9 protein-coding genes are annotated in these 14,202 nt (G+C 71.8%); 6 read left to right on the top strand and 3 right to left on the bottom strand.

The genetic code is table 11. The features are described from left to right. Nucleotides 1-346: 346 nt before the first annotated feature. Both ACFUC1_RS17765 and ACFUC1_RS17760 read right to left on the bottom strand, forming a co-directional pair. Nucleotides 347-985 (bottom strand): Chromate resistance protein ChrB, encoded by a 639-nt coding sequence (locus ACFUC1_RS17765; protein ID WP_379122172.1) that lies wholly within the window; start codon nt 983-985, stop codon nt 347-349. Between the two features lie 26 nt (nt 986-1,011). Continuing rightward, nucleotides 1,012-3,606, bottom strand: coding sequence for a cation-translocating P-type ATPase (locus ACFUC1_RS17760; RefSeq protein WP_379122171.1), 2,595 nt, complete (start codon nt 3,604-3,606; stop codon nt 1,012-1,014). Between the two features lie 87 nt (nt 3,607-3,693). On the opposite strand from ACFUC1_RS17760, the gene ACFUC1_RS17755 reads away from it, so the two are divergent. The 6 genes from ACFUC1_RS17755 (at nt 3,694) to ACFUC1_RS17730 (ending at nt 10,012) form a co-directional block, all read left to right on the top strand. After that, nucleotides 3,694-4,572 (top strand): phosphatase PAP2 family protein, encoded by an 879-nt coding sequence (locus tag ACFUC1_RS17755; protein WP_379122170.1) that lies wholly within the window; start codon nt 3,694-3,696, stop codon nt 4,570-4,572. A 527-nt stretch (nt 4,573-5,099) separates the two neighbouring features. Continuing rightward, nucleotides 5,100-6,137, top strand: a complete 1,038-nt coding sequence (locus tag ACFUC1_RS17750; protein WP_379122169.1) for an iron-siderophore ABC transporter substrate-binding protein — start codon at nt 5,100-5,102, stop codon at nt 6,135-6,137. Continuing rightward, a complete protein-coding gene (locus ACFUC1_RS17745; RefSeq protein ID WP_379122168.1) occupies nt 6,134-7,144 on the top strand; it encodes a FecCD family ABC transporter permease in 1,011 nt (336 codons plus the stop codon). The genes ACFUC1_RS17750 and ACFUC1_RS17745 overlap by 4 nt, the downstream gene beginning before the upstream one ends. Continuing rightward, complete coding sequence (locus ACFUC1_RS17740) at nt 7,141-8,190, top strand: FecCD family ABC transporter permease (RefSeq protein ID WP_379122166.1); 1,050 nt, start codon at nt 7,141-7,143, stop codon at nt 8,188-8,190. The genes ACFUC1_RS17745 and ACFUC1_RS17740 overlap by 4 nt, the downstream gene beginning before the upstream one ends. Beyond that, nucleotides 8,187-9,041: an ABC transporter ATP-binding protein gene (locus ACFUC1_RS17735; RefSeq protein WP_379122164.1), complete on the top strand. Its 855-nt coding sequence runs from the start codon at nt 8,187-8,189 to the stop codon at nt 9,039-9,041. The genes ACFUC1_RS17740 and ACFUC1_RS17735 overlap by 4 nt, the downstream gene beginning before the upstream one ends. Next, nucleotides 9,038-10,012 (top strand): siderophore-interacting protein, encoded by a 975-nt coding sequence (locus ACFUC1_RS17730; protein WP_379122162.1) that lies wholly within the window; start codon nt 9,038-9,040, stop codon nt 10,010-10,012. Before ACFUC1_RS17735 ends, ACFUC1_RS17730 begins: the two co-directional genes overlap by 4 nt. Before the next feature lie 419 nt (nt 10,013-10,431). On the opposite strand, the gene ACFUC1_RS17725 is transcribed toward ACFUC1_RS17730, so the two are convergent. Then, nucleotides 10,432-14,058: a hypothetical protein gene (locus ACFUC1_RS17725; protein WP_379122160.1), complete on the bottom strand. Its 3,627-nt coding sequence runs from the start codon at nt 14,056-14,058 to the stop codon at nt 10,432-10,434. Nucleotides 14,059-14,202: the final 144 nt, after the last annotated feature.

Genomic DNA, 14,202 nt, shown 5'->3' with positions numbered 1-14,202 from the left:
CGGCTGGCGCACGGGGGCCGCAGCACGTCGCGGCGCCCCTTCGCACCGCTGGGCCCCGAACGCCCCAGCTGGGATCGGGGGTCACCACCCGCGGCGGCGCCTGCGGCGCGAGTGGCGCGGGTCCAGGCGCTCGGCCACCGAGCGCGCCCGACGGGCACCCACGTGATGACCACGGCCCTCCAACACCTGCGCAGCCACCTTCGCGGCGACGGCGACCCCGAAAAGAACCAGAACTCGCTTGATACGGATGGCCGCCTCCTGGACGCGCCGGGGCCGGGCCGGTCGCCCAACACCTCGAACCGTCGATGCTACACCCGTAACACGCGACGATGTTGGGTTCGGTTGGTCAGGCAGACGGTGGCTGCACGGGTTCCAGGTGCGAGTCGCGGCGCGCACGCCGGCTCGGCGACCCCGGCGCTGCCGGCACGTCGCTCGGGCGCTGCTGGACGTCTTCGGCGTCCATGGTCGCGGTCGCGAACTGCGCCAACGCCGCCTCGGCCCGGGCCAATTCGTCCCGAGCCGCCTGACCACGGGGGGCGGCGAAGTAGTCGCGGGCGTCGATCTTGGTGATCCACGCGCGGAACCGGTCCAGGTCCGCTTCGCTTTCCTCCAGCTCCTCGTACGTGGTGCGACCGCGAGCGGTCTCGGTCTCGAGCTCGGCGAAGAACGCCCCGAACCGGGCCAGGACCTCCTCGTACTCGGCGTCGCGGGCCGCTTGCAGCTCGGCGACGAGCGTGTCCTGCTCGGCCGGGTCGGTCACCGACACCTCGAGGATGCGGGCGGTGCCGCCCTCGGCGCGCACGCGGGCCGCCAACGCCTGCACCGCGGCCCGGGTTTCGGGACGGCCCGGGAGCATGCACACCGACTGCTGCAGGTACAGCGACCCCAAGGACCGCAGCTTGCGCCACGCGGTCACCCGCGTCGAGGCGGGCGCGCCGGCGGTCGACAGGGCGACCAGCAGCCAGGAGGAGCGGGCTCGGGCCATGCCCGGACCATACCCACAGTCAGCGCTCACAGGTCTGTCCCTGTGCCAAGCACCGGCCGGCCCAGCCACGCCAGCAGCGCACACCCGGCGACCGCCCCCACCACGAACGGCATCTGCGCGGCGGCAAGCGGCTCGGCCCGCACCCAAGCGGCCGCCGGAGTGAACGCCGCCACGAGTGCCACGACGGTGGCGGCCCCGGCCCACAGCGGGAAGAACGGGTTCTCGCCCCAGCCCAGCGCGGGGCGTGCGCGCAGGGACCAGGCGACGGCCACGTGCCCGACCAACCACACCACGAGGGCCGCGCAGCGCGCCTGCCCGGTGCTGGCACCCACCGCCGACGAGGCCAGGTAGCCAACGGTGGCCGCAGTACCCAGGGTCAGCCCGACCAGCACGGTGGCTGTGGTGAAGGCACCGTCGACCAGGGACGCGTTGCGCGGTCGGGGCGGTTGGCGCATCGCGGCCGGCGCGGCAGGTTCGGACACGAACGCCAACGACGCGCCGACGTCCATGAACAGCTCGAGCAGCACGATCTGCACCGGCGCGTACGGGACGGGCAGCCCGGCCAGAACGGCCGCGACCATCGCCGTGACCAGGGCCAGCTTGGCGCCGAGGTAGAACGACACCCCGCGGCGCAGCTGGGAGAAGATGCTGCGGCCCTTCTCCACCGCCGCCGCCACCGTGGGGTACGCGTCGTCGGTCAGGACGAGCCCCGCCGCGTCCCTCGCCATCTGCGTCCCGCGCTGGCCCATGGCAATGCCGACGTCGGCCGCGGACAACGCCGGTGCGTCGTTGACCCCGTCGCCGGTCACGGCCACTACCTGCCCCCTGTCTTGCAGGAGCCGCACCAGGCGCAGCTTGTCCGCCGGGGTGCACCGTCCCACGACCGTGCCGTGCACCAAGTCACCGGCAAGATCGTCGTCAGTGCGGGCGGCCAGCGCCTGCCCGCCGGTCAGGGTGGGGCCGTCAGGCAGCCCGGCCGCGTGCGCGACGGCTCGCCCGGCGGACGGGTGGTCACCGGTGACGACGATGGTGGCGATGCCGGCATCGTGCAGCTCGGTGACCGCGTCGGGGACCCCGTCACGCACCGGGTCGGTGAACGTGACCAGCCCAACCATCCGCAAGCCCACCGCCGGCAGGGCCTCGTCGACAACGTCGTCGTCGGGTTGCTGATCACGTCCCTTGTGCTCGCCGGTGGCGTAGCCGATGGTGCGGTGACCGCCCGCCAGGGCATCGGCGACTCGGCCACCCCACCGCTGCTGGTCCTCTGGCGTGCACGCGGCCAGGACGGCTTCGGGGGCGCCAGCCACCGCAAGGACTTCCCGGCCGTCCGGGGTGCGCCACGCGGTGCCGCGCATCCGGGCTGCCTGGTCGAACGGCCACACCCCAACCACGGTCGCGGCCGCGACGGCGAGCGGGCTCGAGACGGGAAGCTCGGTGGCTCGGGCGGCCACGGCCAGCTCGAGCGGCTCACAGCCCTGGACGTCACTTCCGGTGCCGGCGCCCTGGGCGGCCAGGGCGGTCGCGAGCACGTCGGCGGTGTCGCCGTCGACGGCGGTGACGGTGAGCTCGTTTCGGGTCAGGGTGCCGGTCTTGTCGGTGAGCAGGGTGGTGACCGACCCGATGGCCTCCCCCACCGACAGGCGTCGCAGCAGCGCCCCCCGCCCCGCCAGCGCCCGCCCACCGACCGCGAGGAGGATCGTGACCAGGACCGGCAGCTCCTCGGGCACCGTCGCGAACGCCATCGACAGCGCCGTCAGCACCATCTCCTTGACCGGCTGGCCCAACACCCACCCCAGCAGCGGCACACCGACCGACACCACGACGGCAAAGACCAGGACGAGCTTGGCGACGCGGGCCATGCCCAGCTGCAGCGGCGTGACCGGCTCACGCTGCCCCGCGGTCAGGGCGGCGACCTTCCCGACCTGCGTCCCGGCCCCGGTCCCAAACACGACAGCGGTCCCGGCGCCGCCGGTGACCACACACCCGGCGTGCACGACGCTGGCCCGGCCCGCCAGGGGCGCGCCCTCATCCACCGGTTCGGCCGCCTTGGGCACCGACCCCGGTTCGCCCGTCAGGGACGCCTCGGCACTGGTCAGGGCGGACGCGGTCAGGACCCGGGCGTCGGCGGGCACGATGTCGCCGGCCTCGAGCAGCAGCACATCACCGGGCACCACCTCAGCCGCCGGGATGGTTCGCCCGGCCCCGTCCCGCAGGACGCGGGCAGTGGGGGCGGTCATCTCGTGCAACGCCTCGACGGACCGTTGGGCGCGCATCTCGGTCGAGGTCTCCACTGCGGCGGCCAGCATGATGACCGCGACGATGGCCAGCCCGTCGATCACCTCACCAAAAAGGAAGCTCAGCACCGCCACAGCGACCAACAGCAGCTGCAACGGCTCGGTGAACGACTCCCCGAACTCCTCCAACCACGACTCCCGCTTCGGCACCCGGGCCAGGTTCGGCCCGAACCGCCCGGCACGCTCGCGGACCTCGAGGTCGCTCAGGCCGTCTTCGCCGGCGCCAAGGCGTGCGAGCGACTGCGCCGGAGTCAGCGCGTGCCACGCCGTGTTCACGCCGGCGGGTGTTGCCGTGGGGGGCTTGGCCGGGACGGGGGCGTCAGCCACGATGTTCTCCTCCATGGTGTAACGACCGTAACACTCGTCGGCAGCGTTTGTTACGGTCGTGACATTGGCCGCCGTAGACTGCTGCGAGTGCGGCTGACCGAGTACGACGACATCGGCGAGTTCGCGGCGCTAGCGTTCGTGGTCATCTTTGGGATGGTCGTGTGGGCCACCGTGGCCGAGCAGCGTCTGGCCGCGTTCACGCGCGACCCGGCCGGAGCTCGCGCGCAAACCCTTGCGCGGCGCGCGGCCGCAAGGACGACGGTGCGCACCCTGCTGGTCACGCTGCGCCCGACGCGCCGGCTCATCACCATCCCCTGGGTCGCATGTGCGGCGGCCCTCGCCATCCTCACCGTCGGAGTGCTGACGGGCGTGACGCGACAGTTCGACGCGGTCACCCTGCCGTGGTTCACCGCCTTGGACACCCCCGGCGTCGGGCACCTCACCGCCCGCGTCCTGGTCATGGGCGGTCAGTTCTGGTTGGTGGGCACCGCGGCCACCGGTGTTGCTGTCTGGCGGGGCATCCAGCAGCGCAACGTCCGCCCCGTCGTGGTGACCGGTGCCGCGATGGTCGTCATGAGCGTCTCCATCTGGCTGCTAAAGGTCCTCGTGGGGCGCACCGCACCACGCGGCGGCGCAAACACCGTCCTGGCCGGCGGACACTCCTACCCATCAGGGCACGCCGCCACCGCCGTCGTCTGCCTCGCCCTGGCCGCAGCGCTCATCGCACGCACCCCGCACACGCGTCGATGGCTTCTACCGCTCGCATCGGCTGCGGCCGGTGTGGTCGGGGTCTGCACCATCGTGCTCGGCTACCACTGGGTCACCGACGTCGCGGCCGGCTGGGCCGCCGGCAGCATCCTCGCCATCCCCGCCATTCGCTGGCTCGGCCGCTATCCAGCGACGCGTCCGCGCACGTCACCTACCCCACCATCTGGCGAGAGCAGGAAGGCGCGGGGTATCGCCTGACTGCCGGATATGCCCCCCGTGGGGCGCGCAGTTTGCAGCAGGATCGTCCACCCCGCGATTTCGCATGCTCACCGCTTCCACAGCGGTGCAACAACCATCTGATGGTCTGTTGCCTGACGTGCCCGCGACCCATCAGGCGCCACCTGCGCCCGATCAAGTTCCTCATCAGGTCCGCGTGTCCGACTGAGCTGGACGCTGCGCTCCGGTGGAGCGCGACAGCACCAACGGGATGCTGCAGAGCCCCAAAGTCGCTGCACCTTCGCCCGAACATCGGCCGTGCAAGGAGCGGAACACGGCCGCGGGCGGCATAGGTGTCCCCGGTATGACCGTCGCACTTTCCCGAGGACGAGCACACCGCGTGCACCCCCTGCGTGAGCTCGCCCCCAGTCGCAGAGACGGCCGTGCGGCAAGCCTCCGGAAGGCAGGGTGACGTCGGGCCGCCCCCGAGCCGTTCTCCCGGGCGCTCCAGGGGTAGGCGCGCCCCCACCGCGCCGAACCGACCACGACTTAGGTTAGGCTTACCTAACATGAGACGTTCTTCTGTTGCCGGGCTCGCCACAGCCACCGCCGCCCTCCTGTGCCTGGCCCTGCCCGCCTGCAGCACCGGGTCCACCACGGGCGACGGCGCCCCCGCCAGGGCGAGTGGTGATGGGTCCGGGTTCCCGGTCAGCGTCGAGCATGTCTACGGCACAACGACGATCAGCAAGCCCCCGGCACGGGTTGCGACCCTCGGATGGTCCGACCAGGACGTCGCCTTGGCGCTCGGGGTAGCGCCGGTTGGGGCCGTGCGGATCAGCTGGGGCGGCAACGCCAAGGGCTCGACCCCTTGGTACGACGCGAAGCTCGCCGAACTCGGAGCCAAGGAACCGACCAGGTATGACGATGCTGACGGAGCGCCGGTGGAGAAGATTGCCGAGCTTGCCCCCGACCTCATCCTCGCCACGAACTCCGGCATCACGAAGGAGGAGTACACCAAGCTGTCAAAGATTGCGCCGGTGGTGGCATACCCCGGCCACGCTTGGGGCACCTCGTGGCAGACCTCCCTCGACCTGGTCGGCAAGGCGCTGGGCAGGGAGCGGGAAGCCGCCAAGGTGAAGCGGCAGACGCAAAAGGCCATCACCGACGCCGCGGCGGCGCACCCGCAGACGAAGGGCAAGTCGTTCATCTTCGCCTCACTGTCGCCCACCGACACTTCGAAGGTCGACTACTACACGCCGCTGGACAACCGCCCGCGCCTGCTCACCGACCTCGGCATGGTCAACGCACCCTTCGTGGAGGAGAACGGCACCGGTTCTCAGTTCGTCAAGACGGTCTCGGCCGAGCGAGCCTCCAGCCTCGCGGCGGACGTCTTCATCACGTACGCGGCCACACCGGGTGAGATGAAGAAGTACCTCACCGACCCGCTGCTCGGCCAGATCCCCGCGTTCCGGACCGGCGGGTACGTCGACTCGAGCAACCAGACCGATGCGCTGGGTATGTCGGCTCCGTCGCCGCTGTCGATCCCCTGGGCCATGGACAAGTTCGTGCCGCTGGTCGCGGCAGCCGTGGACCGCGCCGAGCAGTGAGCCGGCCGGTCACCACGGCGCTGCCCCGCACGGTAGCCGTCGCCCTCGTCTTCCTCGTGACGCTCGCGGCCGCGTTGTCCCTTGCCGTCGGCTCGCGGACGGTGCCACTCAGCACGGTTTGGGCCACCGTCACCGCCAGGGACGTCACAGACCCGCTTCAGGCGATCGTGGCCGCCCGGGTACCCCGCACCGCGCTGGCCGTCCTCGCCGGTGGTGCCCTCGGCCTCGCCGGTGCGGTCATGCAGGGCCTGACCCGCAACCCGTTGGGCGACCCGGGCATCCTCGGCGTCAACGCCGGCGCAGCCTTGGGCATGGTCGCGGCGATCTCGGTGCTCGGGATCACCTCGCTCGGTGGTTACGTCTGGTTCGCCCTGCTCGGAGCCGCCGCCAGCGCGGTGGTCGTGCACGCCATCGCCGGCCTGGGTCGTGGTGGTGCGACGCCGGTCAAGCTCGCCGTCGCCGGGGCTGCGGTGACGGCCGGGCTCACGAGCTGGACGACGGCCCTGCTGCTGACGAACCGGGCCACCCTGGACCTCTTCCGCTTCTGGCAGGTCGGGACTGTCGGCGGCCGCTCGATGGACGTGGTGACGCCGGTGCTGCCGTTCCTGCTCCTCGGCACCGTGCTGGCGCTCACCGGTGCCCGGCTGCTCAATGTCCTGGCCCTCGGTGACGACGTGGCCCGGGGACTGGGTCGCCGGGCGACCCTGGACCGGCTGTCCGCGGGCAGCGCGGTGGTGCTCCTCGCCGGCTCGGCCACGGCCCTGGCCGGCCCGCTGGTCTTCGTCGGCCTCGTCGCGCCGCACGTCGCCCGCATCCTCGTCGGGGCGGACCACCGCCGGGTGCTCCCGACCAGCCTGGGCCTGGGGGCGCTGCTTGTGCTGGTCGCCGACGTCGTGGGCCGCGTGGTGCTCCCGCCCACCGAGGTGCAGGTCGGCATCATGGTCGCCGTCGTGGGTGTGCCGGTGTTCCTCACCCTCGTCCGCCGCGGCCGGATGGGGTCGCTGTGAGCGCCGCGACCCGGTCCGCGCCCTGCCCCCAGGCGGTCGGACGGGTACGCCGCGCCCGGCGCAGGACCACCCGACGCCACGCCCTGGTCGTCGGCGGCCTCGCCGTCGCCACGCTCACCGCGTTTCTCGGGCGCGTCCTGCTCGGCGACTACACAGTGACGGTCCCCGACTTCGTGCGCATCCTCGGCGGCGCCCAGCTCCCGGGCGCGACATTCATCGTCATGGAGACCAAGCTGCCGAGGGCGGTCCTGGCCGTGCTGGTCGGTGCCGCCTTCGGGCTGGGCGGTGCGGTCTTCCAGACGACCCTGCGCAACGCGCTAGCCAGCCCCGACGTCATCGGTGTCGGGATGGGGGCCAGCGCCAGCGCCGTCTTCGCGATACTCACCCTCGGCCTGTCCGGCCCCGTCGTCTCGGTCTTCGCCGTCACCGGTGCCTTGGCCACGGCCGTCGTGGTGCGGCTGGTGGCCGGTTCCCGAGGGGCGCACCGGATCGTGCTCGTCGGGGTCGGGGCCGCCGCGTTCCTCTCCTCCGCCGTTCAGTACCTCTTCGCGCGGGCGGACGTCTGGGACGCCCAGGCCGCGCTGGTCTGGCTGACCGGGAGCCTGGCGCCAGCCTCGTGGCCGGGGGTGATGCGCCTGGCTGTGTGCCTGGCCGTCCTGCTGCCGGTCACCGCGGAGCTCTCCCGGACGCTGTCGGCCACCGAGCTCGGCCAGGACTGCGCCACGTCGCTGGGCGTGGGGGCCTGGCGCCAGGAGGCGCTGCTGCTTGCCGCCGTGCTGCTCGTGGCCGTGGGCGTGGCCGCCGCCGGGCCGGTCGCCTTCGTCGGGTTCCTCGCCGGCCCCATCGCCCGGGCGCTCAACGCCGGCCGCACGACCTTGACCGGTGCGGCGTTGACCGGAGCCACCCTCGTGGTGAGCGCCGACCACGTCGGCGCCTACCTCGTCCCCGACCTGGCCCTGCCCGTCGGCGTCGTCACCGGCGCCTGCGGGGCACCCTTCCTGCTGTGGCTGCTCGCCACCGGTCGAACCTTCAGGAGAACGCCATGACCGCCGCCCCAACCCGCCAGACCGCCGCACCACCGCGGTGCGTGGCTGCTCCCACCCGCCTCGCCGCGCACGGCCTGACCCTGGCGTACGGGGAGCGCACCGTGGTCGACGACGTGACCCTCGCGCTGCCCACCGGCCGCGTGACCGTGGTCGTGGGGGCCAACGCCTGCGGCAAGTCGACCCTGCTACGGGGCCTCGCACGGCTGCTGCGCCCGCAGTCCGGTGCAGTGCTCCTGGACGGGCACGCGATCACCGACCTGCCCACCCGTCAGGTCGCGGGCACCCTCGGCCTGCTGCCCCAGAACCCGCTCAGTCCTGAAGCAGTGACGGTCGTCGACCTCGTCGGGCGCGGACGCACCCCCCACCAAGGCCGGTTCTCCCGCTGGTCCGCGCGCGACGAGGCGGCGGTGACCCGCGCGCTTGAGATGACCGGCACCGTCGACCTCGCCGACCGCGTCGTCGACGAGCTCTCCGGCGGGCAGCGGCAACGCGTCTGGATCGCCATGGCCCTGGCCCAGGACACCGATCTGCTGCTGCTCGACGAACCCACCACCTACCTCGACATCGCCCACCAGGTGGAGGTGCTCGACCTCCTGCGCGACCTCAACCAGACCCGCGGCACTACGGTCGTCATGGTCCTGCACGAGCTCAACCTGGCCGCCCGCTACGCCGACCACCTCGTCGCGATGCGAGACGGCCGAATCGTCGCCGAGGGCCCACCGACCGAAGTCGTGACCGAAAACGTCGTGCGCGACGTGTTCGGGCTGGACTGCCGGGTCGTCCCAGACCCCGTGTCGGGAACCCCCATGGTGGTGCCCGTCGGACGTCACCACTGGGCGGGCCGGGCATGACCGCCGCAACGGTGTCGGCCACCGTGCCGAGCGTGCTCATCGCCGCCGTCACGGTCGAGGAGGTTGAGCGGGTCAGCCCGGCGTTCGTCCGCGTCGTCCTCGGCGGCGACTCACTGGCCGACCTCGGCACCGCTGATGGGTTCGACACCCGGTTCAAGATCGTCCTACCCGGGCCCACAGGGCTGCTGCCCGACCTCGGCGACGGTCCCGGCGCGTGGCGGCAGTCCTGGTCCTCGATGCCCGACAGCGTCCGCTCGCCCATGCGCACGTACACGATCCGCGACGTGCGCACCCGTGACGGCGCCGTCCAGCTCGTCACGGACTTCGTCGTCCACGACGGCGAGCCGGACACGCTCGGCCCCGCCTGCCGCTGGGCCCTGGCCGCCAAGGTCGGGGACGTCGTCCACGTGGTCGCCCCGCACCGGCTCGCGCCCATCTACGGCGGCACCGAGTTCAACCCCGGACACCTGCGCGACCTGCTGCTGGTCGGCGACGAGACTGCGGTACCCGCCGTGGCGCGCATCCTCGCCGACGTCGGACCGGGCTTCACCGGCCACGCGTTCCTCGAGGTGCCCAGCTCCGCCGACGCCCTCGAGCTCGAGGCGCCGGACGGCCTCACCGTGACATGGCTACCCCGTGGGGACGCCAGCCACGGGCGTCGGCTGGTCGCCGCCGTCCGGGACCACCTAGGCCTTCCACCAACGAACCTCCGCCTGCCTCTGCCGCCCGTGCCGTCCGACCTCGATGTCGACGTCTGGGAGACGCCCCGCTACTCCTCGGCCGGCGAGGACCTGACCAGGCCAGCCCCCGAGGGAGCTGGCCGCGACCTCGCCGGCACCTACACGTGGATCGCGGGCGAGGCATGGTGCGTCCGAATCCTGCGCCGGACCCTGGTCAGCGACCTAGACGTCGAGCGATCGCGGGTGGCCTTCATGGGGTATTGGCGCGAAGGCGTGGCCATGCGCACCTGACGCCAGGCTCAGTCCTCCCGCAACGAGGGGTTCCACTGCAGCGAGGCCGCCCGATGGCAGCCCCAGCGTCGCGCTGGGTGCCGGTGGGGCAAGTATGCCGTCGGGGGCGAAGCCGGCGGGGCCGCCGACAGGGTCACCGATGGTGAGGTGCTCGGAGCTGGTTGATCCGGACGATGCCGCCGCGGCGGATCTCAGGCCAGGGCGGTGCACAAGGAGAGGGCGGTGAGCCCGGCAAGTGCGGCCGCGACAGTGCGGCGGGGGCGAGGTGTCATGGTCTGCCTAACGAATGGGTGGGGAACAGCTGGGCAACAACTGTCTATTCGAACCGGCACGTCAGAGATGGATGTCACCCTGGGACGTGCAATGCGGCGACGCCCTTGGCGTGCCCTGCGGCGACCGCGCCCGGCGACGGTGAGCGTTCAGGTGGCTGGTTTGCCGATGGTGACGTCGTCGATGTGGGCGCCGTCCCACCCCCCGGTGGAGGAGCAAATCGGGCCGCCGAGCCCCGAGCACAAGGAGTCGGACAGGAAACGGAACCGCACCTGGATGGGGCCGCCCGGGGCGGTGAACGGCACGGCGTAGCGGGTCCACCCGGGGGCGCCCGGGTTCTTGCCCGAGAAGGTCCCCAGGGTCTTCCACGTGGTGCCATCGACGCTCCACTCGGCGGACACGGTGTCGAAGCCGGGCTCGGTGTCCATGCGCATCCACCACTGGAGCACAGCGCTGCCAGCTTCAGCGGTGACGGGTGGTGAGGCCAGGGTCGCGTCCATGTTGTCGAGGTAACCGGTGGGGCCGCTGACGGAGAAGGAGCTCCCGGCGGCGTCCTGGGCGGCGTCGGTCCCGTGCCCGGGGGTGCCTCGCACCCATGTCGGCGTCCCGCCGGTGGTCCAGGACTGGGCGTCGGACTCGAAGTTCCACGAGGCGTAGGCCTGCCCCACCGCCGGCGCCGGGCTGGCGGGTGGGTCGACGGGGACGGGCAGCTTGTCCTTGAAGGTGTACGTCCACACGCCGCGCCCGAACACCGCTACGACCGCAGTGTTGGGGTCGCCGGGCTTCATGGCGATGCTGGCCACGGCGGTGGCCGGGATGTCCTTCAGAGGCGCGAACTTGGGTGTCGTGTACGCGCCCCCGGTCTGGGAGGCGAACGCGCCCACGTCGGTGGCGACCAGGAGCTGGTCGCCCCGCAGCTCCACCCAGGAGGCGGGCGAGTCCGGCAGGTTGCCGGTCACGTCGGTGAAGGACTGGCCTGCGTCGGTCGACCGGAACACGTGGCCGGTGCCGATCTGGTCGTTGGCGTCACCCACCGCACCGGCCGGGACCCAGCGCCGGGTGTAACCACCGAGGGTGACGAACACGTTCCTGGTGTTGCGGGAATCGACCGCGATGGAGGTGATGTACCGGTTCGGTAGGCCCTTGGCGGCGGCGATGTGCCACCCGTTGGCCGTGCCCTTCACCGGTGCCGCCGTACCACCGACGTTCGTGGCCAACCCGTTCTGGAACAGGTTGGGTGTGGGGCCGAGCTTGTTAAGGGTGTCGCACTGGCCGCAGAAACCCACGTACGCGGCCGCGCCCTGGACGTCGACGGCGGACATCGAGTTGTCCGGATCCGTGCTGCTGGAGGTGGCCCCAGCGTCACCGGGGTGGGATCGGGTGCCGAGGTTGAAGACGGTGCGCCACGTGGTGGTCGCGTCGGTCGCGTCCTGCGCCGCGGTCTGCCCCGAGCTGGTGTCGGCACCCTTGAGCGTCTCGACGACCTCACGACCGGCGGTGAGCAGGTGGTTGGCGTCGGTGGGGTCCATGGCGAAGGGGTTGGCGAACTTTGACGCCGTCAGGCCCGGGTCGATGCTCTTCCACGAGGTGCCGCCGTCGGTGGTGACCGACATGGCGCCGTTGGTGTACTCCTCGTACGCGGTCTTGGAGTTGTTCGGGTCGACGGCGGCGAAGAATCCGTCGCCGCCGTAGGTCTCGTACTGCTTCCCGTCGGCGGGGTCGATCTTGAGGTTCCCGTTGTCCTGCAGACCGGCCCACACAGTGCCGTCCTTGGCCATCGCGGCGTAGTACGGCATCAGGGTGTGGAACCCGTCGTTGTCGCCCAGACCCCAGTGCGAGTTGTCCAGCTCACCGTCGGGGTCGGTGTCGAACCGGTACCGGTAGGCGCCGCCGTCGTTGCCGACCACGAGCTGCACGCCGCCCTTGACGGTGGGGTCCTCGATCCAGATGCCGTCCTGCTGGTCGGGGTGGGTCGTGAGGTTGTCGTCGGTCGGCTCCCGGTCGGTGGGGCAGGCGGGCAGGCCGGTGGACAGCAACTGGCAGGAGGCGCCGGCGAAGTACTTGGCCACGACCCGGAACTTGACCGGGACGGTGCCGTCGAGCGGGATCAGCCCGGTGCCCGCGGCCTCGTTGGACCAGATCTCCTCGAGCCCGAACGCCATCCGTGTCGGCACCCCGGAGGCGGTCTGTCGGGTGGGGTCGGGCTGGACCCACAGGTTGTACCAGCCCTGGACACCGGGCTGGTAGCCCACGGCCGTGCCGTAACCGACCAGTGCGGAGCTGGTGGTCGGGTCGGTGGCCAACTGCGTGCCGCTGGCCAGCATCGTCCAGGTCGCGCCGAAGTCCTTCGACACGTACAGCCCGTTCAGCACGGTCGTCCCGATCGGGGGCTTGGGGCCCTCGGGGACGTCGATGCCGGCGACGCCGCCGTTGTTGAGCAGCTTGGCATCCTGGACCACGGCGTAAAGCAGGTCGTGGTCTTGAGCGGGCCCAACGGCGTTGCCGAGCTCGACCCGACCGATGTGGTCCTGGGCCGCGAACCCGGCGGCGCCGAGCTTGGTGAACGTGTTGGGGCTGCCAGAGGCGGAGCGGTAGACCCCGTTGTTGGGCGACTGGACGGTGCCATTGGGGTTGGCCTTGTTCCCCCCGCGCCAGCCGACCGTCGCCACCACCGTCCCAGACTTGGTGGTGGTGCCCACGCCGCCGCCCTTGGACACGACCACGTCGGTGACGACGTTCGCCAGGGCACACTCCGGGCGCGCCTGCGTGTCCGTCACGCCTGAGCACTCACCGGTGGGCAGGTTCGCGTTGGCGTAGGTCTTGCCGCCGTCGGTGGAGGCGAACAGCCCGAGCTGGGTCGCGGCGTACACCTTCAACGGGTTGCCCGGGTCGACCGCGAGGGCAAAGCCCAGTCCGCCGTCGGGTACCCCGGCGGCCTTGCTCCAGGTCTTGCCCAAATCCGTGGAGTAGTACGCACCCAAGCCGGTGAACGCGGAGGACCCGAACGTCGGCTCACCGGTCAGGGCGAGCAGGGTGCCCTTGTTCGCCGGCGACCACGCCACCGCTCCGGTGATCGACGTGGGCAGGTTGCCGTTGGCGCTGGTCCAGGTCTTGGCCTTGTCGTCCGAGCGCCAGATGCCGCCGTTGCCGACCGCGGCGAACAGCCGGCCGGCGGCCGGGTCCCAAGCGAAGGAGTCGATCCGGCCCGAGTTGTGCACCAGGCCAAGCCCGTTGACCTCGGGATAGCGGGGGTCGTTCACGATCAGGGGCCCGGTGCCGTAGGCGGCGCCGGTGCCGTCCGACCCGGCGACGGTGCCCGCGGACATGCCCTGGCGCTGCTTGGCCGCCGCGGCAGCGGCACCGTCGGCCCAACTGCCGTACGGGGCCATCCGCGGAATCGCGCGGGCGCCGAACAGGGCCAGCAGCTCCTTCAGGGACTCTGGGCGCTTGCTGCGCAGGCAGTAGCTGGACCACTGGTCCTGGTCGACGCCTGCCAGCGGGGGCACCTCGGCCATGGCCTCCCGCGCCAGCTCCTTCTTCTCCTCACCGGTGAGCTCCCGCACGGCCTCCCGCGCCCAGCCGCCCTTCGTGCCGGCCTCCTCCGCCGCCATCTCGGCACGAACCTCCTTCAACACCGAGTCCACCGGGGTGAAACCCGGCGCGCAGTTCGCGGCGCTCACCTTCCCGGGTTCGCGGAAGTGCTGGGTAACGCCCGCCACTCCCATGGCCGCGACAAGGGCAGCGGTGACAACGGCGGCATGGGTGCGGACGCGCATACGAACTTCTCCTCCAGGCAGCGGCGAGGTCATCGCCGCAGACAGCGCCGGTCAAGTCCCAGATTGTGGTGTAGCGCTGCGCGTTCCTTCTGCTGGTTTCAGGCGGTGAGTGCGGCGAGCAGGGTGTTGTCTCCGATCTCGTTG

Source organism: Pedococcus sp. NPDC057267 (assembly GCF_042668795.1).
Taxonomy (GTDB): domain Bacteria; phylum Actinomycetota; class Actinomycetes; order Actinomycetales; family Dermatophilaceae; genus Pedococcus.
The sequence above is the reverse complement of the archived record's forward strand: the minus strand, read 5'-3'. Positions and strand labels throughout refer to the sequence as shown.